We start from the raw sequence: 25,211 nt of genomic DNA, 5'->3' as shown, positions 1-25,211 counted from the left end.
GTCAACGCCGGTGCGGCAGCGGATGTTTCCGCCGTATCGCCGGCGGCTTCGGGCGATCGACCCGGACGTAAAGCCGGAAGCGTTCGTCACGGTCAGCCGCCCGGCGGCCTTCCCAGACGAGCTTCCAGATGTAGCTCGGCATCGGGCTCGGCGCAATGAAGTCCTGCGGGTCTTGACGCAGCAATACATCGCAATCGTTCCTGAACGAAAACTGCATGTCGGCGAAGTAGGCGAACGAGGCCAACTGCGCATCCCCCAGGCGCACCGGAGAGATGCAGGTATAGTCGTCGGGCAGATGTTCGGCGATCTGCATGGCGACATCGCGATAGGTCCGGCTGTAGTTGACGATCGGCAGCCACAGCGTCATCAACAGGACCCACATCAACGTCGTGCCGGCACTCGAGAGCACGACGCTGCGCCAGAGCACCTTCGGATGGCGCGCCAGCCGCCAGCGCGCGAGCACGAGCCAGCACGCCGTGACGCAGATCGCGCAGACGAACGAAAGCGGGTCGAAGTGCGGGGTATAACCGGGCACGAGCCGCGCCAGATTGCGGGCGAGGGCGTGCGGAAACCCGGTTTGCGACGCCAGCCAAACCAGCCAAACGAATGTGCTCAGGATGGTGAAGCTGAGCAGGGCGAACCAGTCGATGGCGTTGATGGCCCCGCGCTTGAGCGTTGGCAATGCGAACGTGGCCAACACGGCAAGCGGCGGCAACAGCAACATGTAAAGCCGGTTCGTTTGATGGCTTTGCAGCACGGCCAGTATCAGCACCGGTGCAATCACGGCCAACGGCACGGCGATGTGCGGCTTACGGCGCAACCCGCCCCAACTGAACCAGGCCCACATCGCCAGCGGCCAAGCCGGCCAGGTGAACAGCGGCAGGTTTTTGAGTGCGTAGCGCACGACGTGTCCCGGCGGCGCCGAGAATCGATTGATACTGCCGTTGATCCACTGTTCGATGAACCATCGGGCGTCGTCGCTATACAGCTTCAGTATGGTGACCGGCCACACGAGCGAGAGCACGAGCGCAAGCGGTACACCGATGACAAAAAGCCAGACTGAACGCGCCTCGGGCACGAACGCCGTCATGGCGAGCGTACCGACGAACAACACCGCGGCAAGCAGCGGGTTAGCCGAAAGCGCGACGAGCCCGAGCGCGAGCCCCCAATAGAGCGCACCTTGCACTGGCTTGTCGAGACCACGCACGAGACCATAGCCGGCCAGCGCAATGCTCATGAATTGAGCGAGCTGCGGCGTCGTTTCGTGGCCGCGTTCGGCCAGGCCGAACGCGGCGAGCAGGATCAGCAGCGCACCGTCGCCGAGTACCCGGCCATAGTCGCGCGGCTGCGGCTCGCCGCCGAACGCGTATTTGAACGGTTGCACTTCGGGACGGCGCCCGAGCAGATAAGCCGTATACCAGACGAGCGCGCAGGTCGCGCAAAAAAGGATGCCTGTCGACACCCGTGAAGCGTTAGCGGCGTCGACCCACGGCGCCAGCAGGCGGATGCAAATGGCACCGAGCCAGTACCCGAGCGGACCGTTATCGGTGATGAACTTGCCGACGAGGTTCGGCAGCAGCCAGTCGTGGCCTCCGCCGTTCGCCATGGTCCACATGACGCCGAACCCCGCGGCGTCTTCGTTCTTCCACGGGTCGCGGCCGAACAGGCCGAACGCCGCATAAACGATGCAGATTGTCAGCAAGAGCCAGCGCGGCAGGGCGCGCGTGGCAGAGGCAGTGAGACGGACGACTGGTTTCATGCAGATGGACAGCGGTCGTTGTAGTTGTTTGGCGCGTGCCGTGCGGCGTACGATCGGCGCGAGCGAATCGGCATTGTAGACGGGCCTGCAACGGGCCGTCAGCGCTTCATATTGGGCAAATGCGTTGGGACAAAAAAAGGGCAGCCCCGGCTGCCCTTTTTTTGCTACGGCGCGTTGCCGCTCGCCCGCGCGGGCGTGCTGCCTTATTGGCCGGTTGTTGCCTTGCCGGCGGCGCGCGCGCCGAACTTCTTGTTGAACTTCTCGACACGGCCTGCCGTGTCCATGATCTTTTGCTGACCCGTGTAGAACGGATGCGATTCCGACGATACTTCGATCTTCGCCAGCGGGTACGTCTTGCCTTCGAATTCGATCGTTTCGCGTGTGTTGATCGTCGAGCGCGTCATGAACGTGAAGCCGTTCGACATGTCTTGGAAAACGACTTCGCGATAATTGGGGTGCGTATTCTCTTTCATGGTGTTTCCTTTAGTCTGCCGGTAGCCAACCCGCGTCTGCTTTTCACCGCGAGCCACTTGCCCAAGGTCGAAAAACGGCGATTATGCCAGAAAATCAGTCTGTTGGCGAAAGCTTTGCTTCGCCGGCGCCGAGCACGCCCGTGCGGGCCGGATCTTGACGATAGTAACGGGCGAGCAAGCGGTAAAGCTCCGGGTACGCCGCTTCGAACGCGTGCGGCTGTACGAAGAGCGCCTCGCTACAGACCGCGAAGAACTCCGACGGATGGTCGGCGGCGTAGGGGTCAATGAGCGATTCGCGCTCAAAACGCGTCCAGCGTCTTTTCGGCACGGCGTCGACCTGATCGCAAAAGCGATCGTAAGCATGATCGAAGACATCCGACCATTGCTGCGCGTCGAGCGGCGCATGCCAGCGCCGGAAAAGCGGAGGATGGCCATCCGCTTCGCCCGTTCGCATATCGATCTTGTGGGCGAACTCGTGAATGACGACGTTGTAGGCGTCGTGCTCGTCGGTCATTTGCGCGTCTTCCCACGACAGAATGACGGGGCCGCCCTCCCATGCCTCTCCGCTCGCGTCGTGCTCGATCTCGTGCACGACGCCGTCTTCGTCTTCGACGGTCTTGCGAATGACGAACTCGCCCGGATAGACGACGATGCCCACCCAGCCGCGATAGAGATCGAGACCAAGATTGAGCACCGGCAGGCTGGCTTGAACCGCGATGGCGACGATCATTTCGTCGGTCAACTCGAGCCCGTGCGCGGTCGAAAACGATTTTTGAGCGACAAAAAGACTCGTCATCTCTCGCAGCCGACCGAGATCGGCTGTATCGAGATGCGATAGGAACGGCAGGCCGGCGAGGGTGGCTTGCCAGACATCATCGGCGATCGGGTGCTCGCGCAACGCGCGCTCGCGGCGGCGCGTGCCGAGCCAGCGCGTGATCTTGGAAAGCATGGAGCGATGAGGATCGGTCAGCGGCCGGCATCAACCGCCGGCCTCTTTTGCGCCGTTGGTGTTAGCCGCCGCGGCGCATCATGTCGAAGAACTCGGAATTGCTCTTCGTCTGGCGAACCTTGTCGAGCAGGAATTCCATCGCTTCGACTTCGTCCATGTCGTGGATGAACTTGCGCAGCACCCAGACCTTCTGAAGGATCTCGGGCTTGATCAGCAACTCTTCGCGGCGCGTACCCGACTTATTGAGATTGAGCGAAGGGTAGACACGCTTTTCCGCCAGACGCCGCTCGAGGTGCACTTCCATGTTGCCGGTGCCCTTGAACTCTTCGTAGATCACGTCGTCCATCCGGCTGCCTGTTTCGATCAGCGCCGTGCCGATGATGGTCAGCGAACCGCCTTCCTCGATATTGCGCGCGGCGCCAAAAAAGCGCTTCGGACGTTGCAGCGCGTTGGCATCGACACCGCCCGTCAGCACTTTGCCCGAGGCGGGAATGACCGTGTTGTAGGCGCGAGCGAGACGCGTGATCGAGTCGAGCAGAATCACGACATCGTGCTTCATTTCGACGAGCCGCTTGGCCTTCTCGATCACCATTTCGGCGACCTGTACGTGGCGCGTGGCCGGTTCGTCGAACGTGGAGGCGATTACTTCACCCGTCACCGAGCGCTGCATTTCCGTCACTTCTTCCGGGCGCTCGTCGATCAGCAGCACGAACAGGACGACGTCGGGGTGGTTCTGCTTGATTGCATGCGCGATGTGCTGAAGCATGACCGTCTTGCCCGACTTCGGCGAAGCGACGAGCAAGCCGCGCTGGCCTTTGCCGATAGGCGCGATCATGTCGATGATGCGCCCGGTCACATTTTCTTCGCCGCGCATTTCGCGCTCGAGCAAAAGCGGCTTGTTCGGATGCAGCGGCGTGAGGTTCTCGAACATGATCTTGTGTTTCGAGGCCTCGGGCGGCTGCCCGTTGACTTTGTCGACCTTCACGAGTGCGAAGTAGCGCTCGCCGTCTTTCGGTGTGCGGACTTCGCCTTCGATCGTGTCGCCCGTGTGCAGATTGAAGCGGCGGATCTGCGACGGGCTGATATAGATGTCGTCGGTGCTTGCGAGATACGACATTTCCGGGGAGCGCAGGAAGCCGAACCCGTCGGGCAGCACTTCGAGCGTGCCGTCGCCGAAAATCGTCTCGCCGGTCTTGGCGCGTTTTTTGAGAATCGCGAACATCAATTCCTGCTTGCGCAGTCGGTTCGCGCTTTCGATCTCGAGGCCATTCGCCATCTCGATCAATTGAGACACGTGCTGAGACTTAAGCTCGGATAAATGCATACGGAGATCCCGCCGGGGAGAGAAGGTGCGACGAAAGGATTGGGAAGAGAATGAGCGGAACCGCTCAAGGACTTATACGTTTTCTGGAAGTCTTATGATTCTAGCATAGCATACGCCAAGTGCCGTTTATTCGGCCGATCAGGCGTTGCACGGGCTTGTTGCATGGGGACAACAAGCCCGCCGGTTCGGTTACAGGTGGCTGTCGAGGAACGCGGTCAATTGCGACTTCGACAACGCGCCGACCTTCTGCGCCGACACTGCGCCGTTCTTGAACAGGATCAGCGTCGGAATGCCGCGCACGCCGAATTTCGCCGGCGTCGATTGGTTCTCGTCGACGTTGATCTTGGCAATCTGCAGGCGTTCGCCGTAATCCTTGGCCACTTCGTCGAGGATGGGGGCAATCATTTTGCAGGGGCCGCACCATTCGGCCCAGAAGTCGAGCAATACGGGCTTGTCGGATTTGACGACGTCCTGCTCGAACGATGCATCGCTGATGTGCTTGATTTGTTCGCTCATGTAAATGTACCTCTTGGGGTTTCGCGCCCGAGACTGAATTGCCCGCCAAGATACACCAAAACGGGAAAACGTTCCGGCGGTGCTGCCCCGGGGTGGTGCGCTGAAACGCAACGGCAGCGGGGAGGCGGCGCGAGCCTGCTGCGTTTTTGCCGCGGCTCGCCGGTTAGAAATCGGCTGGCTGCCATCTTAGCCCAATTTGCTATGCGTCGTACGAAGCCGATAGCGGCGCGGGTGAGTGGCTGCGTCGCGGAGTGTTCCAACGTTGGGACGTTGCGCACGCGCACGCATTCGACGGCGATAAAAAGGGAATCGCGTAACGCGTGTGGCGGTGATAGAATGCGAAGTGACGGGCCTCCTCGCATGGAGGTGCGGTCAACCTGGTCAGGTCGGGAACGAAGCAGCCACAGCCGTTTTCCGCCAGTGCCGAGGGTCAGGCTCGTCACCTTCGCTTCTGTTTTTCTCCGCTCCTTTTCTTCCGTTTTCCTCTTCCTGTTTTCCGCCGTTTTTCCATCGGTTGCGCTCGGGTTTTCGGCTCCGCGTTCGGGGGTCGTGCGCCGCATCGTTGCTGATACAATTGCCCGATGACCTATCAAGTTCTCGCACGCAAGTGGCGGCCGAAGGATTTCGCTTCCCTCGTAGGCCAGGAACATGTCGTGCGTGCGCTCACGCACGCACTCGACGGCGCACGCCTGCACCACGCCTATCTCTTTACCGGCACCCGCGGTGTCGGCAAGACGACGCTGTCGCGCATCTTTTCGAAAGCGCTCAACTGCGAAAAGGGCATTACGTCGACGCCTTGCGGTGTGTGTCGCGCCTGCCGCGAAATCGATGAGGGGCGCTTTATCGACTACGTCGAGATGGATGCGGCCAGCAATCGCGGCGTGGACGAAATGGCGGCACTGCTCGAACGTGCGGTCTATGCGCCGGTCGACGCGCGCTTCAAGGTCTACATGATCGACGAAGTGCACATGCTCTCGAACCACGCGTTTAACGCGATGTTGAAGACGCTGGAAGAGCCGCCGCCGCACGTCAAATTCATTCTCGCGACGACGGACCCGCAAAAGATTCCGGTGACGGTGCTGTCGCGCTGTCTGCAATTCAATTTGAAACAGATGCCGGCCGGACATATCGTCGGGCATCTCGAACATATCCTCGGCGCCGAAGGGATCGCGTTCGAACCACAGGCGCTGCGTTTGCTGGCGCGTGCCGCAGAAGGCAGCATGCGCGACGCGCTTTCGCTGACCGATCAGGCCATCGCCTATTCGGCCAACCAAGTGAGCGAAGAGGCGGTGCGCGGCATGCTGGGCGCACTCGACCAAAGTTATCTGATTAGGCTCGTCGAAGTGCTCGTCGAAGGCGACGGCCCGCGCGTACTCGATATCGCCGACGAAATGGCCTTGCGCAGCCTGTCGTTTTCGACCGCGCTGCAAGATCTTGCCAGCCTGTTTCACCGTATCGGCTGGGCGCAATTCGCGCAGTCGTCGGTGCTCGACGACTGGCCGGAGGCGAACGACGTGCGCCGCTTCGCGCAGATGCTGACACCCGAGCAGGTCCAGCTTTACTACCAAATTGCAACGATCGGCCGAAACGAGTTGGCACTGGCGCCCGACGAGTACGCCGGCTTTACGATGACACTGCTGCGCATGCTGGCATTCGAGCCGGCGGCGCCAGGCGCAGGCGGCCCGGCCGGGCCGGCCCCACGCGCCACGGCGCCGGTTGCCGGCGCGGCCAGCCGGCGTAGTTCGAGCCCGGTGTCGGCGCAATCGAGCGAAGGTGGTGTAGCGCAAGACGCTTCGGCCGGCGTGTCGCCCGTCCCCGCGCGCGAGGTCGCGCAGACGGTTGCGCCTCGCGCCGAGCAGCCAATGCCTGCGCCGCGAGCCGAAGTTCCCGCACTGCCGCGTCGAGCTTCCAACGCAGGTCCCGAGTTCACAGCCACGCCGCGTGTATCCGATTCGACGCCAGTATCGAGCGATCGCGTCGGCGCGTCCGATGCTGATGCTCCCGCAAGTGTCGGGTTGACCGAACATTCTCAGCCGCATGCAATGGACAACCCGGCCCCCGTGCCGCCCGTGCGCAGTGGCGAGCAAGCAGTCAAGCCCCAGGACGAACGGCCGGTGCCGCAGTCGGCCGAGCCATTGCCCGCCGCGGGGCGCAACGCCGGCGCCAGCGCCGCGCTCGAAGTGCTGCGCAGCGCCGGCATGCGCGTGTCGACGGACCGCAACCGGGTCGCAAGCGCGGCCAAGCCGGCTGCCGCGCCTGCTCGCAAAGAAGCGGTGCCGCGCAAACCGGTGGTCGTTCCGGCGCCGCGTGCGCGGCAAGCTGGCGGCGCCGCCGCAGCACCCGCTGCCGCACCGCAATCGCCGCCGCCGTGGGACGACGCACAAGCTTTCGACAGCGCGTTCGACGATGGCCCATCTTCGTTTGCGGAAGACGCTTACTTCTCCACCTCGAATGCCGACAATGCGGACGACACCGCGCGGCGCGGCGCGGTGTCGATGACGGGTTCACAAGCGGCGCCCGTGATCGATCTGAGCACGCTGCCTCCCGCCGTCATGCTCGATGCGATCGGGTTCGCGGGCGATTGGCCGGCGCTCGCCGAAGGGCTTTCGCTCAAGGGCGTTGCGCATCAACTCGCCTTCAACAGTGAATTGATCGCACTCGACCGCAAGAAGCTGACGCTGAGCGTGCCTGTGCCGCAATATGCGGAAGCCGCACAGGTGGCGAAGTTGCGAGACGCGCTCGAGGAGCGGCTCGGTAAGGGCTTGGAGGTATCCGTCGAAGTCGGGCCGGCGCGCCGCACGGCCGCAGCATTGGCCGCCGCCGCTCGGGCTCAAAGGCAGCACGAGGCGGAACGCGAAATTGGCGCAGATCCGTTCGTCCAGTCGCTGATTCGGGAATTCGGGGCGAGCATCGTGCCGAACTCGATCAAGCCAGTGACGCCCGACGCCGGGGCCGCGGCGTCCTGAGCGAACCGGCTTGTCCGCAATCGCGGCTGCCTGATGCCTGGCATCCGGCAAGACCGGGTGCCGCACGCTACGTATTCACTATTCACATCGATCAAGGAGCACGTCCATGATGAAAGGCCAACTTGCCGGGCTGATGAAGCAGGCGCAGCAGATGCAGGAAAACATGAAGAAGATGCAAGAGCAACTTGCGCAGATCGAGGTCGAAGGGCAATCCGGCGCAGGACTCGTCAAGGTGACGATGACCTGCAAGAACGAGGTGCGGCGCATCACGATCGATCCGAGCCTGCTGGCCGACGACAAAGACATGCTCGAGGATCTCCTTGTCGCGGCATTCAACGATGCCTCACGCAAGGCCGAAGCAACGGCTCAGGAAAAGATGGGCGGCATGACGGCAGGTTTGCCGTTGCCGCCGGGCTTCAAGCTGCCGTTCTGAGCGCGCGCCCCCTCACCAATCGTTGGCGCGCTGTGCCTGCCCAGGCGCGGCGCCGCCTTTCGTCGCCATCTCCATGAAACAGCCGTCCGCTCTTGCTGCACTCGTCGAAGCGCTGCGTGCGCTGCCCGGCGTCGGTCCGAAATCCGCGCAGCGTATGGCGTATCACCTGATGCAGCATGATCGCGAGGGCGCTGAGCGGCTTGGCCGCTCGTTGCTTTTTGCGACGACCCATCTGCATCACTGCGAAAAGTGCAATACCTTCACGGAGGCGCACATTTGCGACGTGTGCAGCGACGAGTCGCGCGATGCATCGTTGTTGTGTGTCGTCGAAACGCCCGCCGATCAAATCATGCTCGAGCAGACGATGACTTATCGCGGGCTCTATTTCGTGCTGATGGGCCGCTTGAGTCCGCTTGACGGCATCGGGCCGAAGGAAATCCATTTCGACCGCCTCGTCAAGCGCGCCTGCGACGGAATCGTCAAAGAAGTTGTGCTGGCAACGAATTTCACGAACGAAGGGGAGGCGACTGCGCACTACCTCGCGCAGACGCTCAAGGCGCGGGCGCTTTCGGTGACGCGGCTCGCGCGCGGCGTTCCGGTGGGTGGCGAGCTTGAATACGTCGACGCGGGGACGATCGCCCGTGCGATGCTGGACAGACGATCACTCTAAGCCGTTTGGGTACGCCATTTGTTGATGAAAGGAAAAACATGACCGCAACTGCCGGCCCGTTAGCGGGTATCAAAGTGCTCGAACTCGGCACGTTGATCGCAGGGCCATTTGCCGCGCGTTTTCTCGGCGAATTCGGTGCCGAAGTCATCAAAATCGAAGATCCGAATGGCGGGGACCCGCTGCGCAAATGGCGCCTGCTGCATCCGCGGGAGGGCGGCACATCGCTCTGGTGGGCGGTGCAGGCGCGCAACAAGAAATCCGTCACGATCAATTTGAAGGCGCCCGAGGGCAAGGAAATCGTGCGCCGGCTCGTACGCGAAGCCGACATCGTGGTCGAGAATTTTCGCCCAGGCCTACTCGAAAAGCTGGGCCTCGGCTACGACGTGCTGAGCGCGGAGAACCCGGGGCTCGTGCTCGTGCGTCTGTCGGGTTACGGCCAAACCGGGCCTTATCGCGATCGACCGGGCTTCGGTTCGACGGCCGAGGCGATGGGCGGGCTGCGACATATCACCGGTTATCCGGACTTGCCGCCTCCGCGCATCGGCATTTCAATCGGCGATTCGATTGCAGCGCTGCACGCTGTAATCGGGGCGATGATGGCGCTGCATCACCGGCAGGTGAACGGCGGCAAAGGCCAGGTCGTCGATGTTGCGCTTTACGAAGCCGTGTTCAACATGATGGAAGCGATCGTTCCGGAATATGGCGTCTATGGCGCGGTGCGCGAACGCACGGGCGCGGCGCTGCCCGGCATCGTGCCGTCGAATACCTATTCCTGCAAGGACGGCCAAATTGTCATCGGGGGCAATAGCGATCCGATCTTCAAGCGTTTGATGACCGCGATCGGCCGCAGGGATCTGGCGGACGACCCTACGCTCGCGCACAACGATGGCCGCGTGCCGCGCACGCAGGAAATCGACGATGCAATCGGAGCGTGGCTGGCCGAGCGCACGATCGACGAAGCGCTCGAATGGCTCAATGCCGTCGACGTGCCGGTCGGGCGCATCTATAGCGTCGCCGATATGTTCGACGATCCGCAATACGCGGCGCGAGAAATGATTCAGCGGTTCAAATGGCAGGGCGAGGTGGACGTGCCGCTGCCGAACGTGACGCCGAAGCTCTCCGACACGCCCGGCGGCACACGCTGGCTCGGCCCAGCGTTGGGCGAGCATACCAACGAGGTCCTGCGCACGCTGGGCTACGCTGACGAAGCGATTGCCGCGCTGCGCGAGCGCAAGATCGTCTGAGTCGGAGCGGAGCGGAGCACTGCAACGGCGTTGTGCTGGCTGCGTGTCACGGCGTGATGATCACTTTGCCCGTCACGCGCCGGCTTGCCATCGCTTCAAGCGCTTGCGGCGTTTCGTCGAGCGTATAGCGCGCGCTGATATGCGGGCGCAGCTTGCCCTCGCGCAGCCAGCGCATGAGCGTCTCGAACGCCGCATGATTGCGTTGCGGCTCGCGTTGGGCAAACTCGCCCCAGAACACGCCAACGAGACTGGCGCCTTTCAGAAGCGCGAGGTTGAGCGGCAAGCGCGGAATGTCGCCGGCCGCAAAGCCGACCACCAGATAGCGTCCCCGCCAAGCAATGCTGCGGAACGCGGGCTCTGCATAGGCCCCGCCGACCGGATCATAGACGACATCGGGCCCGCGCCCGTCGGTCAACGCGGCAATGCGTTCGCGCAGGTTCTCACGGTCGTACTGGATTGTCGCGTCGGCACCGTGCGCGCGGCAGACAGCGAGCTTCTGATCGCTCGACGCAGCCGCGATGACATGCGCGCCGAGCGCCTTGGCGATCTCGATTGCGGCAAGACCTACGCCGCCTGCCGCGCCCAGCACCAGCACGGTTTCTCCGGGCCGCAGCGCTGCGCGATCGGCCAGCGCGTGATGAGAGGTTCCATACGCGAGCGTGAATGCCGCGGCCACGGCAAGATCGGCGTCTTCGGGTAGCGGCGCGCAGGCGTCGACCGGTGCCGCCACCTGCTCGGCGAATCCGCCTATTCGTACGAACGCGGCAACTGGCATGCCGACCTGCAAACGGGTTACGCCTTCGCCGATGGCGCGCACGATACCTGCGATCTCCGAGCCGGGCGTAAACGGTAGCGCCGGCTTGAATTGATATTTGTTTTCGATGACGAGCACGTCGGGGTAATTGACGCCCGCAGCTTTCACGTCGATCACGACCTCTCCGGGCCCGGGCACGAGATCGGGCAATGTTTCAACGACGAGCGTGGCGGGCGGCCCATATCGATGGCAGCGAATGGCGCGCATGGTTTCTCCTCTTAGGGTGAGACGGATTGCGACGGATGGTGACCGATGCGAGGCAGTGTAATCCGGCGCGAACGACCGTGCATTTCGTGCGGCCCTCTGCCGATCAGAATGGGCTGGCGTAAGCGATCAGCGGCGCGACGTCCTCGGTTACAATCGCCGAATGCGAATCTTACTGAGTAACGACGACGGTTATCTGGCGCCTGGCTTGGCCGCGCTTTATCACGCCTTGAAGCCGCTTGGCGACGTCACGGTGATGGCGCCAGAACAAAATTGCAGCGGGGCTTCGAACTCTCTGACGCTGTCGCGGCCGCTGTCGGTGCTGCGTTCGGCCGATGGTTTTTATTATGTGAACGGCACGCCGACGGATTCGGTGCACATTGCGCTGACGGGCATGCTCGATCACAAACCCGATCTCGTCGTCTCGGGGATCAACAACGGCCAGAACGTCGGCGAGGACACGCTTTACTCGGGTACCGTTGCGGCGGCCACCGAGGGCGTGATGTTCGGTGTGCCAGCAATCGCTTTGTCGCTGGTCGAAAAGGATTGGGCGCATCTCGAGGATGCAGCGCGCGTTGCGCGCGAAATCGTCGAGCATTTTCTGTCGCATCCGTTACCTGGTCATCCGCTCTTGAACGTCAACATTCCGAACCTGCCGTATGACGAGATGCAGGGCTGGGAAGTGACGCGGCTCGGCAAACGCCACCCGTCGCAGCCCGTGATTCGCCAAACGAATCCGCGCGGCGAGCCGATCTACTGGATCGGCCCGTCCGGTGCGGCGCTCGATGCAAGCGAGGGCACCGATTTTCATGCGCTTGCAGCGGGCCGCGTGTCGATTACGCCGTTGCAACTCGACCTTACCCACACGCAAATGCTTGCCGCGACACGCGAATGGACGCGCACTGGGCGCCGCGCTTCATGACGAGCGAGCGCGCCAGGCGTTTCCCGCTCGGGCTCGCCGACCTCGAGCGTAAGCCGCGCGCGCGCGCGGGCAACGACGCCCGCATGGGTGCGCGCGACGCGGCCGGGCGTCGGTCTGACATGCTCGCGTCGCAAGCGGCCGACAAAATGGCCGCACCGGCTGTACCGCTAGCGGCGTCGCACGCGCTGACATCGGAACGGGTTCGCGAGCGAATGGTCGAACGGCTTCGGGCAAATGGAATCCGCGACACGCGGGTGCTGAATGCGATGGCTGTGATGCCGCGTCACATGTTTGTCGACCCCGGCCTCGCAACCCAGGCCTATGAAGACTCGGCGCTGCCGATCGGCCACCAGCAGACGATTTCGAAGCCATCGGTGGTTGCCCGCATGCTCGAGCTGGCTGCAACCGGGCGCACGCTGGATCGCGTGCTCGAGATCGGTACCGGCTGTGGCTATCAGGCGGCTGTGTTGAGTCAGATTGCGCGCGATGTTTATTCGATTGAACGAATCAAACCGCTTTACGAGCGCGCCAAGCTCAACTTGCGGCCGCTGCGCGTGCCCAATATTCGACTGCATTACGGTGATGGGCGCATTGGCTTGCCGGCAGCAGCACCGTTCGACGCAGTGGTGATCGCCGCGGCGGGTTTCGATGTACCGCAAGCGTTGCTGGAGCAACTCGCCGTGGGCGGGCGGCTCATTGCGCCCGTTGCGGCGCTCGGCGGCCAGGCTCAGGTGCTGACGCTGGTCGAGCGTGTGGGGCCGAACCAGTGGCGGGAGTCGCAGCTTGATCGCGTTTTTTTTGTCCCCTTAAAATCCGGAGTGATTTGACACCGATGTTTACGTTGCGCGCGATGCGAAGAAATAACATGAACGGCCGGCTCGCCGCCGCCCAACGCGTCATCTGTGCGGTAGCCCTATCGGCACTTGCGGCTTGCGCGACGCGCCTCGATCAGGCGCCTGTCGTCGATCGCACGGGCGTGCTGGCTACGCCGTCGGCCTCGGGCACACCGCCGGCTGCGCCGCTCGGTCCGCCTCCGCCTGGCTACTACCGCGTCAAGCCTGGCGACACGCTTTACCGCATAGCGCTCGAAAACGGGCAGAACTATCGCGATATCGCGGCGTGGAACAATCTCACGAATCCCAATCAGATCGAAGTCGATCAGCTCCTGCGCGTCGTGCCGCCGGGTGCCAATGCCGCCGCGACGGTGCCGGGTGTTGCCACGGCGCCCGTCGTCAACGGGGGCGCTGGGCAAAGCGCGCCGCTTGCGGGCAACGCGGCATCCGCGCCGACACCGACACCGGCGCCTGCACCTGCACCTGCACCGGCCACGAACGGTTCGATGCCGCCCATGGTGGGCGGCTCGACGGCCACGACCATTGCACCGCAGCCGCCTGTCGCGGCCAACGGCGCGAGCGCGCCGGCACAGGCAGGCGGAGCGATCAAGTTCTCGTGGCCTGCGAGCGGTCCGATCATCGAGACGTTCAACGATTCGACGAACAAAGGCATCAATATTGGCGGCTCGGTTGGCGATCCGATCAAGGCCGGAGCTGATGGGCGCGTCGTCTACGCAGGAAATGGGCTGCGCGGATACGGCAATCTCATTATCATCAAACACGACGCAACGTATCTGACCGCATATGCACACAACAGCGCTTTGATGGTAAAAGAGGGGGACTCGGTGACGAGAGGTCAAAAGATCGCCGAGATGGGGAAAAGCGATGCGAGTCGCGTGATGTTGCACTTTGAAGTTCGCCTGCAAGGCAAACCCGTGGACCCGATGAAATACTTGCCGTCGCACTAAGCGATACGATCATGCCGAAATCGAAGCGCCCCAAGCAGCAAGCCGATACGGAAACGCTAACGAGTGTTGCGCAGGAAGAGCCGGCGCAGGACGCGGGCGCTTCGACGACCGAGCGTGACGACGACTCAGCCGACGCGGACACCGAATTCGAGGCGCGGGAGCCGGCGGACGCCGGCGAGGACGCGGAGCCGCGGGAAGCCGCGGCCGAGGCCGCACCCGATCCCGACGATTTTCGTGCGTTGCTGCAAGCTGAGCTGACGGCCGACACGATCCAGCATTACCTCAATCGCATCAGCGTGAAGCCGCTTTTGACGGTCGAGGAGGAGCAACGCTACTCGCGGCTTGCGAAGGCCGGCGAATTCGAGGCGCGGCAGGTGATGATCGAGCGGAATCTGCGGCTCGTCGTCAGCATCGCCAAGGGTTATCTGAACCGCGGCGTGCCGTTGCTCGACTTGATTGAAGAAGGCAATCTCGGGTTGATGCACGCAATCGAAAAATTCGATCCGACGCGCGGCTTCCGGTTTTCAACATACGCTACATGGTGGATTCGGCAAAGCATAGAACGGGCGATCATGAATCAGGCGCGCACGGTGCGGCTGCCTGTGCACGTGATCCGCGAGTTGAATCAAGTGCTCCGCGCGAAGCGTCATCTCGAGAAAAATTCGATGAACTCGGGCGAAGCGAACGAGCGCCGCGACGCTAGCATCGATGATATCGCCTACCTCACCGGCAAAACGACCGATGAGGTCACCGATATTCTGGCGCTCAACGAGCACACAGCGTCGCTCGACGCGCCGCTCGATCTCGATCCGGCCAGCAGTTTGCTCGATCTGCTTTCGGACGAACAAAGCCAATCGCCCGACGCCGAAGTGCAGCACCGCGAACTCGAGACGTTGACGCGCGCGTGGCTGTCGCGGTTGTCGGACAAGCATCGGCACGTAATCGAACGTCGTTTCGGCCTGAACCACATCGAGCCAGCCACGCTTGAAGAGTTGGCGGACGAAATGGGGCTCACGCGTGAGCGCGTGCGGCAGATTCAACAAGAAGCGCTTGTCCGGTTAAAGCGTTTTTTCGCCTCCAACGGCGTGCGCAAAGACGCTGTGCTCTAGCCGATTAGCCTTTTTAGTCCCACGTCCGCAGGTCCTGGATGACACCCATTCTCGTTTTCGACATCGAGACGATTCCCGATGTCGACGGCATTCGCCGGCTCGATGCGCTGCCTGCGTCGATGACTGACGCACAGGTTGCGGATCACGCATTCGCTGCGCGCCGCGAAAAGACGGGCAGTGAATTTCTGCCGCACTATTTGCAGCGCGTCGCTGCGATCTCCTGCGTTTTTCGCGATCGCAGCGGTCTGCGCGTGCGTTCGCTCGGCACGCCGGAGGATGGCGAGGCCGCGCTGGTTCAATCCTTTTACCGCGTGATCGAAAAGTACACGCCGCAACTCGTCTCGTGGAACGGCGGCGGTTTCGACCTGCCGGTCCTGCACTATCGGGCGCTCGTACACGGCATTGCCGCGTCGCGTTACTGGGACTTGGGTGGCGACGATCGTGAATTCAAATGGAATAACTACATTAGTCGTTACCATGCCCGCCACACCGATTTGATGGACGTCCTTGCGATGTACCAATCACGCGCGAATGCGCCACTCGATGCGCTGGCGAAGCTTTGCGGCTTTCCGGGCAAACTAGGGATGGACGGTGCGCGCGTCTGGGCGGCGTTTCAGGAAGGGCGCATCGAGGAAATTCGCAATTATTGCGAAACTGACGTGCTCAATACCTATTTGCTTTACTGCCGGTTTCAGCTGATGCGCGGCGGGTTTTCGTCCGCCGAATACGACGATGAAATCGCTTTCGTGAAGCAATCGCTGGCGCAGGAGCCCGCCACGCATTGGGCCGAGTACCTGGCGGCCTTCGACGTCTGAGCACTGCGCTTAACGCCTACGCATACCCCTACGCCAACTCCAACAGAACAGGTTGGTGATCGGAGGCACGGGTGGCACCATTGATCTCGCATCGGCGCAACCGTGCACGCAAATCGTCCGTCACGAAGACGAAATCGCATGCGATGGGGCCCGTCGACCACTGCACCTTGTCGTAGACGCCTGCTGTCGGCGGCGGTTTCCGGCCAGGGTGTAGCGCCACCCACGCGTCGATGAACGACGGTGCATCGTCGAACGGCGCCAGGAACCGCTGATAGGCCTGCGACCCGAATTCGCTATTGAAATCGCCGCACACGATCGCACTGGCGGGCCGATCGGTTGCGGCAAACGGGCCAATCGCGTTTTCCGCGGGCGCGGGGTGTGCCGCGTGATCAGCGGCTTCCCGATGCATCTGCCGCAATGCTTCGACCTGCGCGAGCCGCTGGGCGAGCGAATAAAATTCCAGATGCGTGACGATGACGCGAAGTGGCCCGCTCGGTGCCTGCAATACCGCTTCGAGCGCGACGCGTTGCATGGACGGCGATCCCGCGTCCGCGGGCCAGGGCAGCGTATGGCGAATGACGCGCTCAACCGGCAGCCGCGTCGCCAGCGCGTTGCCGAACTGCCGACGCGGGCGGCCGTGTTCGAGCGGGGGCAGATCCACGCCGATCGCATCGAGCACGGTGAAGCCGGGAAGGGCGGTGGCGAGCTGTTCGAACTGGTCGTCGGCGGGGCCGCCTGGCAGCGCATGAAACCCGCGGGTCACTTCTTGTAGCGCGAGCACGTCGAAATCGACGAGCCGTTGCGCTTCGTCGACAGTGCGCGCGAGATCGACGCTCCCTTGCGCATCGCGCCCCCATTGGATATTCCAGTTGAGTAACCGCATCGTCGCGTCCTCCATCGCGCTGCCACAGCGCTCCGTTCGTCTACAATCTCGCCTGTCGTTTTATGCTCGTCAGGAAAAAGCCGGTGTCCGAATCTTCCCGCCATACTATTTTGCCAATCAAACACGTCACGCACACTACGCCGGCTACCTCAACCGCTCCCGCCCCGATTCTCGAAATCGATTCGCTCGATATGGAGGCGCGCGGTGTCGGCCGGCTCGTCGATGAAAATGGCGAGCCGGGCAAAGTCATCTTCGTCGAAGGGGCGTTGCCGGGCGAGCGCGTGACGTATTCGAGTTACCGAAAGAAGGCGAGTTTCGAGCAGGCTCAAGTCGTCGACGTGTTGCGCGAAAGCGTCATGCGCACGCAGCCAAAATGCGCGTTTTTCGGAACTTGCGGAGGGTGCTCGATGCAGCACCTCGACGCCCGCGCGCAAGTTGCGGTAAAGCAGCGCGTGCTGGAAGACAATTTGTGGCATTTGGCCAAGCTTCGACCCGAAACGGTGTTTCGCCCGATTCACGGCCCGTCGTGGGGATACCGCTACCGCGCCAGGCTCACAGTGCGGCACGTCGCGAAAAAGGGGGGCGTGCTCGTCGGTTTCCACGAAAAAAAGAGCAGCTACGTGGCCGACATGACGAGTTGCGAAGTGCTGCCGCCGCATGTCTCGGCGTTGCTTGTGCCGCTTCGGCGGTTGGTCGAGCGCTTGTCGATTCGCGACCGGCTACCGCAGATCGAAGTGGCCGTGGGTGCGAGTGTCACGGCCCTTGTGCTGCGTGTGCTCGAGCCGCTGACTGCCGATGACGAAAATGAGGTGCGCGCATTTGCCGACCAGCACGCAGGCATACAGTTCTGGCTTCAGCCCAAAGGGCCGGATACCGCGGTGCCATTTTATCCGCTGGACGTTGCGCTCGATTACACGTTGCCCGAGTTCGGCATACGTATGCCGTTCAAGCCGACCGATTTCACTCAGGTCAACCACGCGATCAACCGTGTTCTCGTGGCGCGTGCTATTCGACTCCTTGCGCCTGCACGAAGCGACCGCGTGCTCGATCTATTTTGCGGCCTGGGCAACTTCACGTTGCCGCTGGCGAAACTGGCGGGTGAGGTGATGGGCATCGAGGGCAGCGAGGTGTTGACCGCGCGCGCGCTGGGCAATGCGAAGGAAAACGGCGTGGACGCGCATACGTCGTTCGCATGCCGCAACTTGTTCGAAGTCACGGCGGACGACTTGCGCGCGCTGGGCGCGTTTGACAAGTTTCTCGTCGATCCGCCGCGCGAGGGCGCACTCGCCGTCGCCAAAGCGCTGGCGGAAATCGCTCAAAGCGGCGCAGGGCCGTTACCGCAGCGCATTGTCTACGTCTCGTGCAATCCCGCGACGCTTGCGCGGGACGCCGGCTTGCTGGTACACGAAGCGGGATATCGGTTAAAGGGTGCTGGTGTCGTCAACATGTTCCCGCACACGTCGCACGTGGAGTCGATCGCGCTGTTCGAGCGCGGTTGATTTGCCACCGGGGTTGCGGCAATAAAAAACCGGCCGAGTGGCCGGTTTTTTTCTCACGCGATGCTGCATGCGGCCGCTTGCAACCTGTTGCGATCAGTTGCGGTTGCCGCCAAAAATGCCGAGCAGCGACAGCAGATTGACGAACACGTTGTACAGGTCGAGGTAGATGGCTAGCGTGGCCGTGATGTAGTTGGTTTCGCCGCCGTTGACCACGCGCTGCACGTCAAAGAGCATGTAGGCCGAAAAAATCACGATGGCGAGAACGGAAACCGTCAGCATCAGTGCCGGCAGGTGCAGGAACATGTTCGCGACCATGGCCAGCAGCAGCACGATCACGCCGACGAACAGCCATTTGCCGAGGCCCGAGAAGTCGCGCTTGCTGATGGTGGCGATCGTCGCCATGGCCGCGAAGATAACCCCGGTGCCGCCGAACGCGAGCATGATGAGCGAGGGCCCGTTCGAGAACCCGAGGATGAAGCTCAACAGCCGCGAGAGCATCAGCCCCATGAAGAACGTGAAGCCGAGCAGGACGACAATGCCGATGCTGCTGTTCTTGGTGCGCTCTATTGCAAACATGAAGCCGAACGCGATGGCGAAGAACGCGAGCATGCTCATGGCCGGGCTTGTTGCGGCAAAGAGCGAGAAACCGGTGACGACGCCGATCCACGCGCCGAGCACCGTGGGCACCATTGACAGCGCGAGCAGCCAGTAAGTGTTCCTCAGCACGCGGTTGCGGGTCTCCGCCGTGGTGAGCGCCCCGCCGCGGCCGAAGTTGTACGGGTAGTCGTTCATGCTTTCTCCTTGCGTAAAACGCAGTGACATTGGGGTGCCATCATCGGAATTGCCGTCAGTATGAGCGGCTCCGTTTCGACACGTCCCGACACTAAGATAGGTACCGGCGGCTGGAGTTTCAACGCATGCCGGCGCGGCACTTCCAATCGCTTTTGAACCTTTCACCCTCGTAAGGGTTCCATCGCAATCATACACTGGAACGTGCTACAATTGCAGATTCGTTAGAAATCCTAACCCCTTAATTCTTTGGAGTTTTTATGGCGATTGAGCGCACCCTGTCGATTATCAAGCCTGATGCAGTGGCGAAAAACGTGATTGGCCAGATTTATAGCCGGTTCGAGAACGCCGGCTTGAAGATCATTGCGGCGCGTATGGCGCAATTGTCGCGCGCCGACGCAGAGAAATTCTACGCCGTGCATGCCGCGCGCCCTTTTTTCAATGATCTTGTTGAATTCATGATCTCGGGCCCGGTGATGGTGCAAGCGCTCGAAGGCGAAAACGCCATTCTGAAGCACCGCGACCTGATGGGCGCGACGGATCCGAAAAAGGCGGAAAAGGGCACGATCCGCGCAGATTTCGCGGACAGCATCGATGCCAACGCCGTGCACGGTTCGGATGGCGCGGAAACGGCGCGCGTCGAAATCGCCTTTTTCTTCCCGGAAATCAACGTTTATTCGCGCTGATCGCCGAGCCGGGCGCAAGGCCCGGGATGGTGCGAACGGCACGGGGCCGGCCATCGCCTCGCAATACGGGCGCGGTGGCACGAACGGTGCTGCAGTGAAACAGCAGGATTCGATATGACGAGCAGTTCAACCGTCAACCTTCTCGACCTCGACGCCGCTGGCCTCGTCGCCTATTGCGACAGCCTCGGTGAGAAGCCGTTTCGCGCCAAGCAACTACAGCGCTGGATCCATCAATACAATGCCGCCGATTTCGACGGCATGACCGATCTCGCGAAATCGCTGCGCGAAAAGCTGAAAGGCCGCGCGGCGATCGTGATGCCTGGTGTCGTCAGCGATCACGTGTCCACTGACGGCACGCGCAAATGGCTCGTCGATGTTGGCAACGGCAACGCGGTAGAAACCGTTTTCATCCCGGAAGAAACACGCGGAACCTTATGCGTATCGTCGCAGGCCGGCTGCGCGGTGAACTGCCGGTTTTGCTCCACCGGCAAGCAGGGTTTTTCGCGGAATCTGAGCACGGCGGAAATTATCAGCCAGTTGCGCATGGCGGAGTTCGCTTTGCGCGCCGCACGTGCCCCGGCCGGTGCCGATGCGCGGCCGGACGCAAAGGGCGAGCGTGTGATCACGAACGTCGTCATGATGGGGATGGGCGAGCCGCTACTGAACTACGACGCGTTGGTGCCCGCGCTGCGGCTGATGCTGGACGATAACGCTTACGGCCTGTCGCGTCGCCGCGTGACCGTATCGACCTCCGGCGTCGTGCCGATGATGGACCGGCTCGGGGCCGATTTGCCGGTGGCGCTCGCGGTATCGTTGCACGCGCCCAACGATGCGCTGCGCGACGAACTTGTGCCGCTGAATCGAAAATATCCGCTCGCCGAACTGATGGCGGCCTGCCAGCGCTACTTGCGCGTGGCACCGCGCGATTTCATCACGTTCGAATATTGCATGCTGGATGGCAGGAACGACACCGATGCGCACGCGCGCGAATTGCTCGCGCTCACCGCGGACGTGCCGTGTAAATTCAACTTGATTCCGTTCAATCCGTTTCCGGAGTCGGGGCTCGTGCGATCGAAACCGGAGCGCATCAAGCGGTTTGCCCAGATTCTGATGGACGCAGGCATTATCACCACCGTACGCAAGACGCGCGGAGACGACATCGACGCCGCCTGCGGGCAGTTGGCGGGCGCGGTCCAGGATCGCACGCGCATCGCGCAGCGCATGGAGCGGGCGGAAAGAATCATCGAATTGCGGCGCGCCGATTGAGCGCGACGCTTGGCGGCACCCGGCGGCACGCAAAGCGAAAAGAAGCACAAAAGCGGTACGCGTTGCCGCGCATTTTGTTATAAACGGTCTGCGAATCCGGCTACGGCTGGAGCGCACAGTGAAAAAGAATCGACGCGAGGATCAGGGATGAGTGAGCCGCAGCATCCGGACACAGAGGGCACTCAGACGAACATCGGGCAATCGGGGCCCCCTTCTGCCGCGCGCAACGCCGCGCCGCAGCCGGGTGGGCCGGCGCGTCCGGCTTCGTTCGAATCGCTGGCCGCCGCAGGGGCGCGGCTGGCGCAGCTGCGCGAAGCAAAAGGGTGGTCGGTCGACGATGTCTCCGCTCGTCTCAAGGTGCCGCCCCCGAAGATGCGTGCGCTTGAAGCGGGCGACATCAGCCACCTGCCGGGAACGACCTTCGCACTCGGCGTCGTGCGCAGTTACGCGAAGATGCTCGGGGTGGATGCGGCGCCATTCGTGAGCGCGCTGCGTCGCGAGAAGGGTGAGCCTGAGCCCGATCTGTCCATGCCGGCTTCGACGGGCACCGACCTGCCGCGCGGGCGGGTGTCCGTGTCGCTCGGCGGCGCGCCGCGGCATCGATCGTGGTGGTGGGGCGCCGCAGCGGTCGTCGTCGGCTTGATCGCGCTGGTCATGTGGCACAGCGGGGGCGGGGAATCGCCCGCTTGGCTCGCGCGCCTGAAAGCGAGCGCAAATGGCGCGGCCGCCAATTCGAGCGGGACATCGACGACGGTGTCCGGTCAGGCTGGCGCGTCAGGTGCGGCGGCTGGCGTCGAGGAAGGTGCGGTGACGGCAAATCCGCCCGCTCTGGCGGCTTCCGGCGAGCAAGGGGCGGCAGCGATGGCATCATCCTCGGTTCTGGCCAATGCGCCCGCGTCTGCGGTTCAGCAACCGGTGCAGCCGGCGCAGACCGGACCTGCGGCAATCGAACCGCTCGCTGCGGCCAACACGCCGGCGCCGGCTGCCGTGGCAAGCAGTGCGGCGCCAGCCGCAGTTGCGGCCGGCTCGGCAACAATTGGACTGAAGGTGATGCAGGACAGCTGGTTCAGCGTGCGCGACAAGAGCGGCAAGGAAGTGTTCTCCGGCATCGTGCATCCCGGGGAAACGAAGGAAATAGCGGGCGAGCAGCCGTTCAAGGTCGTTGCGGGCAATCGGGCCGGGCTGCAATCGGTCACGCTCGACGGCAAAGCGGTGGACGTGGCGAAGTACAGCGCGGCTAAAGGCAACGTGTCGCGTTTCTCGTTGCCATGACGCCTCGCGCCGCACCGGTGTGGCCGCAATGGTTTTAGCGGTGCTTTGAGCACAAACAGGACTAACAGGACTAACAGGCCTTTCGATGCAATCCGACAGCAGCAGCCAGATTTGTTCTTCTGTGCCGATTTCCGGCGGACCGCTTCTACGCAGAGCGTCGCACGCCGTCGACGTTCGCTGGGGCGGTCAGCTCGTCACGATCGGCGGGGATGCGCCTGTGCGCATTCAGTCGATGACGAATACGGATACGGCCGATGCGATCGGCACGGCTATCCAGGTCAAAGAGCTCGCGCAAGCGGGCTCCGAGCTCGTGCGCATAACGGTGAATACACCCGAGGCCGCGCAGGCCGTTCCCGCCATTCGCGAGCAGCTCGACCGCATGGGGGTATTCGTCCCGCTCGTGGGGGACTTCCATTACAACGGACACCTGTTGCTGCGCGACCATCCCGCCTGCGCAGAGGCGCTGTCGAAATACCGTATCAACCCGGGCAATGTCGGGCAAGGCGCCAAACGCGACACGCAGTTCGCACAGATGATCGAAGCGGCGATCCGCTACGACAAGCCCGTGCGCATTGGCGTGAACTGGGGCAGCCTCGATCAGGATCTGCTCGCGAAGATGATGGACGAGAACGGTGCTCGCCCGGTGCCATGGGAGGCGCAAAGCGTGATGTACGAGGCGCTGATTCAATCGGCTATCGGCTCGGCTGAGCGCGCTGTTGAACTCGGGCTCCCACGCGAGAAGATCATCCTTTCGTGCAAGGTGAGCGGCGTACAAGATCTGATTGCCGTTTATCGCGAGCTCGCGCGCCGTTGCCGCTTCGCGCTGCACCTCGGCCTTACCGAGGCGGGCATGGGCTCCAAAGGCATCGTCGCCTCGACGGCGGCACTCGGCGTCTTGCTGCAAGAGGGCATCGGCGACACGATCCGCATTTCGCTGACGCCCGAGCCGGGCGCGTCGCGTACCGGTGAAGTGATCGTCGGCCAGGAGATTTTGCAGACCATGGGTCTGCGCTCGTTCACGCCGATGGTGATTGCGTGCCCCGGATGTGGCCGAACCACGAGCACGCTGTTCCAGGAACTGGCGTCGCAGATTCAATCGTATCTGCGCGGGCAGATGCCGGTATGGCGGGAGCAATACCCGGGCGTGGAGAAAATGCACGTCGCGGTGATGGGCTGCATCGTCAACGGTCCAGGCGAATCGAAGCAAGCGAACATCGGCATCAGCTTGCCGGGCTCTGGCGAAAATCCGGCCGCACCGGTTTTTGTCGATGGCGAAAAGGTCAAGACGTTGCGCGGCGAGCGCATCGCCGAAGAGTTTCAGCAAATCGTGAGCGAGTATGTCGAGCGCCGCTATGGCCGCGAGCGTGTCGCGAACTGAGCGCCAACCGCCAACCGCCAACCGAATACAGATGACAGAATCAAAAAGAAAGCTCGAGAAGCTCACGGGCGTCAAAGGCATGAACGACGTGCTGCCGCAAGAGGCGGCGCTGTGGGAGTTTTTCGAGTCCACCGTGAAGTCGATGCTGCGTGCTTACGGCTATCAAAACATCCGGACGCCGATCGTCGAGCACACGCAGTTGTTCACACGCGGCATTGGCGAGGTTACCGACATCGTCGAGAAAGAGATGTATAGCTTCGTCGATGCGCTCAACGGCGAGAATCTGACGCTTCGCCCCGAAAGTACCGCGTCGGTCGTGCGCGCGGCTATCGAGCACAATTTGCTTTACGACGGCCCGAAGCGGCTTTGGTATGTCGGCCCGATGTTCCGCCATGAGCGGCCGCAGCGCGGGCGTTACCGGCAGTTCCACCAGGTCGGAGTGGAGGCGCTCGGTTTCGCGGGCCCCGATGCCGACGCCGAAATCATTCTGATGTGCCAGCGGCTGTGGGATGACCTTGGGCTCACCGGTATTCGCCTCGAGATCAACTCGCTCGGACGGGTGGAAGAGCGCGCGGCGCACCGTGTGGAGCTGATTCAATATTTGGAGAAGCACGTCGACGTACTCGACGACGACGCGAAGCGGCGCCTCTATACGAATCCGCTGCGCGTGCTCGATACGAAGAACCCGGCGCTGCAAGAGATCGCGGAGCAGGCCCCCAAGCTGATCGATTTTCTCGGCGATGCGTCACGCGCGCATTTCGATGGCCTGCAGCGGCTTTTGAAGGCCAATAACCTGCCGTTCAAGATCAATCCGCGGCTGGTGCGCGGGCTCGATTATTACAACCTCACCGTGTTCGAGTGGGTAACGGACAAGCTCGGCGCGCAAGGCACCGTTGCAGCGGGCGGCCGCTACGACCCGCTCATCGAGCAATTGGGTGGCAAGGCAACGGCGGCGTGCGGTTGGGCGATCGGCGTCGAACGTATCTTGGAACTGCTGAAAGAGGACGATCTCGTGCCGCAGCCTGAGGGGTGCGACGTCTACGTCGTTCATCAGGGCGAGCCCGCGCGCGAGCAGGCCTTCATCATTGCGGAACGGCTGCGCGATACCGGCCTCGACGTCGTCTTGCATTGCAGCGCCGACGGAGCAGCCGCGAGCTTCAAGTCGCAGATGAAACGTGCCGACGCGAGCGGCGCGGCTTTCGCCGTCATCCTCGGGGAAGACGAAATGGCGAACGGTACGGTAGGCGTCAAACCGTTACGTCAGGCGGGCGGGCCCGACGGATCGAGCGGATCAGCCGACAAGAACGAACAACGCAGTGTGCCGGTCGAGAACTTGACCGAATTTCTAATCAATGCGATGGTTGCAACCGCCGAAGAGGGCGACGACTGACGTACCGGTGCGCCAACCGGCCCTGGGCGCTGGTGCCGCGCGGCAATGG

General features: G+C 62.6%; 23 protein-coding genes and 1 other RNA gene. 16 read left to right on the top strand and 8 right to left on the bottom strand.

All coding sequences use genetic code 11. From position 1 onward, the window contains the following. Position 1: 1 nt before the first annotated feature. The 5 genes from ACSQ20_RS10050 to trxA form a co-directional block, all read right to left on the bottom strand. Positions 2-1,759, bottom strand: coding sequence for an ArnT family glycosyltransferase (locus ACSQ20_RS10050; protein WP_436019455.1), 1,758 nt, complete (start codon positions 1,757-1,759; stop codon positions 2-4). Positions 1,760-1,962: 203 nt separating this feature from the next. Further along, on the bottom strand, positions 1,963-2,232 hold the full coding sequence (locus ACSQ20_RS10045) for a type B 50S ribosomal protein L31 (RefSeq protein ID WP_436019453.1): 270 nt from the start codon (positions 2,230-2,232) through the stop codon (positions 1,963-1,965). A gap of 94 nt (positions 2,233-2,326) precedes the next feature. Beyond that, positions 2,327-3,181, bottom strand: coding sequence for a zinc-dependent peptidase (locus tag ACSQ20_RS10040; RefSeq protein WP_436019451.1), 855 nt, complete (start codon positions 3,179-3,181; stop codon positions 2,327-2,329). Between the two features lie 61 nt (positions 3,182-3,242). Beyond that, positions 3,243-4,505 carry a transcription termination factor Rho gene (rho, locus tag ACSQ20_RS10035; protein WP_436019449.1) on the bottom strand — a complete coding sequence of 421 codons (1,263 nt, stop codon included), beginning with the start codon at positions 4,503-4,505 and terminating at the stop codon, positions 3,243-3,245. Positions 4,506-4,694: 189 nt separating this feature from the next. Further along, complete coding sequence (gene trxA, locus ACSQ20_RS10030) at positions 4,695-5,021, bottom strand: thioredoxin TrxA (RefSeq protein ID WP_436019447.1); 327 nt, start codon at positions 5,019-5,021, stop codon at positions 4,695-4,697. Between the two features lie 345 nt (positions 5,022-5,366). On the opposite strand from trxA, the gene ffs reads away from it, so the two are divergent. The 5 genes from ffs (at position 5,367) to ACSQ20_RS10005 (ending at position 10,334) form a co-directional block, all read left to right on the top strand. Further along, positions 5,367-5,465, top strand: an RNA gene (gene ffs / locus ACSQ20_RS10025) — signal recognition particle sRNA small type. Positions 5,466-5,602: 137 nt separating this feature from the next. Next, positions 5,603-7,987 (top strand): DNA polymerase III subunit gamma/tau, encoded by a 2,385-nt coding sequence (dnaX, locus tag ACSQ20_RS10020; RefSeq protein WP_436019445.1) that lies wholly within the window; start codon positions 5,603-5,605, stop codon positions 7,985-7,987. Positions 7,988-8,093: 106 nt separating this feature from the next. Beyond that, complete coding sequence (locus ACSQ20_RS10015; RefSeq protein ID WP_436019443.1) at positions 8,094-8,420, top strand: YbaB/EbfC family nucleoid-associated protein; 327 nt, start codon at positions 8,094-8,096, stop codon at positions 8,418-8,420. Positions 8,421-8,493: 73 nt separating this feature from the next. After that, the gene (recR, locus tag ACSQ20_RS10010) at positions 8,494-9,090 is read left to right on the top strand and encodes a recombination mediator RecR (RefSeq protein WP_436019441.1); all 597 of its coding nucleotides are present in this window, start codon (positions 8,494-8,496) and stop codon (positions 9,088-9,090) included. 38 nt (positions 9,091-9,128) lie between these two features. Next, a complete protein-coding gene (locus ACSQ20_RS10005; protein ID WP_436019439.1) occupies positions 9,129-10,334 on the top strand; it encodes a CaiB/BaiF CoA transferase family protein in 1,206 nt (401 codons plus the stop codon). 46 nt (positions 10,335-10,380) lie between these two features. Here ACSQ20_RS10005 and ACSQ20_RS10000 read toward each other — a convergent pair whose 3' ends face one another. Then, positions 10,381-11,355 (bottom strand): NADPH:quinone oxidoreductase family protein, encoded by a 975-nt coding sequence (locus ACSQ20_RS10000; protein ID WP_436019437.1) that lies wholly within the window; start codon positions 11,353-11,355, stop codon positions 10,381-10,383. A 160-nt stretch (positions 11,356-11,515) separates the two neighbouring features. Here ACSQ20_RS10000 and surE point away from each other — a divergent pair, with 160 nt between their 5' ends. Genes surE through ACSQ20_RS09975 form a run of 5 tightly spaced genes read left to right on the top strand, consistent with a single transcriptional unit; the run spans position 11,516 to position 15,999 of the window. Next, a complete protein-coding gene (surE, locus tag ACSQ20_RS09995; protein WP_436019435.1) occupies positions 11,516-12,274 on the top strand; it encodes a 5'/3'-nucleotidase SurE in 759 nt (252 codons plus the stop codon). Continuing rightward, positions 12,271-13,101, top strand: a complete 831-nt coding sequence (locus ACSQ20_RS09990; RefSeq protein WP_436023028.1) for a protein-L-isoaspartate(D-aspartate) O-methyltransferase — start codon at positions 12,271-12,273, stop codon at positions 13,099-13,101. Before surE ends, ACSQ20_RS09990 begins: the two co-directional genes overlap by 4 nt. A gap of 5 nt (positions 13,102-13,106) precedes the next feature. Then, entirely contained in the window at positions 13,107-14,075 is a 969-nt protein-coding gene (locus ACSQ20_RS09985; protein ID WP_436019433.1) for a peptidoglycan DD-metalloendopeptidase family protein, read from the top strand. An 11-nt stretch (positions 14,076-14,086) separates the two neighbouring features. Beyond that, positions 14,087-15,184 carry an RNA polymerase sigma factor RpoS gene (gene rpoS / locus ACSQ20_RS09980; RefSeq protein ID WP_436019431.1) on the top strand — a complete coding sequence of 366 codons (1,098 nt, stop codon included), beginning with the start codon at positions 14,087-14,089 and terminating at the stop codon, positions 15,182-15,184. A gap of 38 nt (positions 15,185-15,222) precedes the next feature. Then, positions 15,223-15,999: a 3'-5' exonuclease gene (locus ACSQ20_RS09975; RefSeq protein ID WP_436019429.1), complete on the top strand. Its 777-nt coding sequence runs from the start codon at positions 15,223-15,225 to the stop codon at positions 15,997-15,999. Positions 16,000-16,027: 28 nt separating this feature from the next. Here ACSQ20_RS09975 and ACSQ20_RS09970 read toward each other — a convergent pair whose 3' ends face one another. After that, entirely contained in the window at positions 16,028-16,882 is an 855-nt protein-coding gene (locus ACSQ20_RS09970; protein ID WP_436019427.1) for an endonuclease/exonuclease/phosphatase family protein, read from the bottom strand. Between the two features lie 107 nt (positions 16,883-16,989). Here ACSQ20_RS09970 and rlmD point away from each other — a divergent pair, with 107 nt between their 5' ends. Beyond that, positions 16,990-18,381 carry a 23S rRNA (uracil(1939)-C(5))-methyltransferase RlmD gene (gene rlmD, locus ACSQ20_RS09965; protein ID WP_436023026.1) on the top strand — a complete coding sequence of 464 codons (1,392 nt, stop codon included), beginning with the start codon at positions 16,990-16,992 and terminating at the stop codon, positions 18,379-18,381. A gap of 93 nt (positions 18,382-18,474) precedes the next feature. On the opposite strand, the gene ACSQ20_RS09960 is transcribed toward rlmD, so the two are convergent. Beyond that, complete coding sequence (locus tag ACSQ20_RS09960) at positions 18,475-19,173, bottom strand: Bax inhibitor-1/YccA family protein (protein ID WP_436019425.1); 699 nt, start codon at positions 19,171-19,173, stop codon at positions 18,475-18,477. 257 nt (positions 19,174-19,430) lie between these two features. Between ACSQ20_RS09960 and ndk the strand changes: the two genes are divergently transcribed. The 5 genes from ndk (at position 19,431) to hisS (ending at position 25,162) form a co-directional block, all read left to right on the top strand. Continuing rightward, a complete protein-coding gene (gene ndk, locus ACSQ20_RS09955) occupies positions 19,431-19,856 on the top strand; it encodes a nucleoside-diphosphate kinase (protein ID WP_436019423.1) in 426 nt (141 codons plus the stop codon). Between the two features lie 114 nt (positions 19,857-19,970). Next, on the top strand, positions 19,971-21,122 hold the full coding sequence (gene rlmN, locus ACSQ20_RS09950) for a 23S rRNA (adenine(2503)-C(2))-methyltransferase RlmN (protein WP_436019421.1): 1,152 nt from the start codon (positions 19,971-19,973) through the stop codon (positions 21,120-21,122). 147 nt (positions 21,123-21,269) lie between these two features. Continuing rightward, positions 21,270-22,394 carry a helix-turn-helix domain-containing protein gene (locus ACSQ20_RS09945; protein ID WP_436019419.1) on the top strand — a complete coding sequence of 375 codons (1,125 nt, stop codon included), beginning with the start codon at positions 21,270-21,272 and terminating at the stop codon, positions 22,392-22,394. Positions 22,395-22,479: 85 nt separating this feature from the next. Further along, the gene (gene ispG, locus ACSQ20_RS09940) at positions 22,480-23,772 is read left to right on the top strand and encodes a flavodoxin-dependent (E)-4-hydroxy-3-methylbut-2-enyl-diphosphate synthase (protein WP_436019417.1); all 1,293 of its coding nucleotides are present in this window, start codon (positions 22,480-22,482) and stop codon (positions 23,770-23,772) included. Positions 23,773-23,803: 31 nt separating this feature from the next. Continuing rightward, complete coding sequence (gene hisS / locus ACSQ20_RS09935) at positions 23,804-25,162, top strand: histidine--tRNA ligase (protein ID WP_436019415.1); 1,359 nt, start codon at positions 23,804-23,806, stop codon at positions 25,160-25,162. Positions 25,163-25,211 lie beyond the last annotated feature (49 nt).

It is taken from the genome of Trinickia sp. LjRoot230, from assembly GCF_964253315.1.
Lineage (GTDB): Bacteria > Pseudomonadota > Gammaproteobacteria > Burkholderiales > Burkholderiaceae > Trinickia.
The sequence above is the reverse complement of the archived record's forward strand: the minus strand, read 5'-3'. Positions and strand labels throughout refer to the sequence as shown.

Coding starts and splice junctions, on each gene's coding strand:
- ACSQ20_RS10050 (WP_436019455.1), bottom strand. CDS start 1,759: ATGAAACCAGTCGTCCGTCTCACTGCCTCTGCCACGCGCGCCCTGCCG.
- ACSQ20_RS10045 (WP_436019453.1), bottom strand. CDS start 2,232: ATGAAAGAGAATACGCACCCCAATTATCGCGAAGTCGTTTTCCAAGAC.
- ACSQ20_RS10040 (WP_436019451.1), bottom strand. CDS start 3,181: ATGCTTTCCAAGATCACGCGCTGGCTCGGCACGCGCCGCCGCGAGCGC.
- rho (WP_436019449.1), bottom strand. CDS start 4,505: ATGCATTTATCCGAGCTTAAGTCTCAGCACGTGTCTCAATTGATCGAG.
- trxA (WP_436019447.1), bottom strand. CDS start 5,021: ATGAGCGAACAAATCAAGCACATCAGCGATGCATCGTTCGAGCAGGAC.
- dnaX (WP_436019445.1), top strand. CDS start 5,603: ATGACCTATCAAGTTCTCGCACGCAAGTGGCGGCCGAAGGATTTCGCT.
- ACSQ20_RS10015 (WP_436019443.1), top strand. CDS start 8,094: ATGATGAAAGGCCAACTTGCCGGGCTGATGAAGCAGGCGCAGCAGATG.
- recR (WP_436019441.1), top strand. CDS start 8,494: ATGAAACAGCCGTCCGCTCTTGCTGCACTCGTCGAAGCGCTGCGTGCG.
- ACSQ20_RS10005 (WP_436019439.1), top strand. CDS start 9,129: ATGACCGCAACTGCCGGCCCGTTAGCGGGTATCAAAGTGCTCGAACTC.
- ACSQ20_RS10000 (WP_436019437.1), bottom strand. CDS start 11,355: ATGCGCGCCATTCGCTGCCATCGATATGGGCCGCCCGCCACGCTCGTC.
- surE (WP_436019435.1), top strand. CDS start 11,516: ATGCGAATCTTACTGAGTAACGACGACGGTTATCTGGCGCCTGGCTTG.
- ACSQ20_RS09990 (WP_436023028.1), top strand. CDS start 12,271: ATGACGAGCGAGCGCGCCAGGCGTTTCCCGCTCGGGCTCGCCGACCTC.
- ACSQ20_RS09985 (WP_436019433.1), top strand. CDS start 13,107: ATGTTTACGTTGCGCGCGATGCGAAGAAATAACATGAACGGCCGGCTC.
- rpoS (WP_436019431.1), top strand. CDS start 14,087: ATGCCGAAATCGAAGCGCCCCAAGCAGCAAGCCGATACGGAAACGCTA.
- ACSQ20_RS09975 (WP_436019429.1), top strand. CDS start 15,223: ATGACACCCATTCTCGTTTTCGACATCGAGACGATTCCCGATGTCGAC.
- ACSQ20_RS09970 (WP_436019427.1), bottom strand. CDS start 16,882: ATGCGGTTACTCAACTGGAATATCCAATGGGGGCGCGATGCGCAAGGG.
- ACSQ20_RS09960 (WP_436019425.1), bottom strand. CDS start 19,173: ATGAACGACTACCCGTACAACTTCGGCCGCGGCGGGGCGCTCACCACG.
- ndk (WP_436019423.1), top strand. CDS start 19,431: ATGGCGATTGAGCGCACCCTGTCGATTATCAAGCCTGATGCAGTGGCG.
- rlmN (WP_436019421.1), top strand. CDS start 19,971: ATGACGAGCAGTTCAACCGTCAACCTTCTCGACCTCGACGCCGCTGGC.
- ACSQ20_RS09945 (WP_436019419.1), top strand. CDS start 21,270: ATGAGTGAGCCGCAGCATCCGGACACAGAGGGCACTCAGACGAACATC.
- ispG (WP_436019417.1), top strand. CDS start 22,480: ATGCAATCCGACAGCAGCAGCCAGATTTGTTCTTCTGTGCCGATTTCC.
- hisS (WP_436019415.1), top strand. CDS start 23,804: ATGACAGAATCAAAAAGAAAGCTCGAGAAGCTCACGGGCGTCAAAGGC.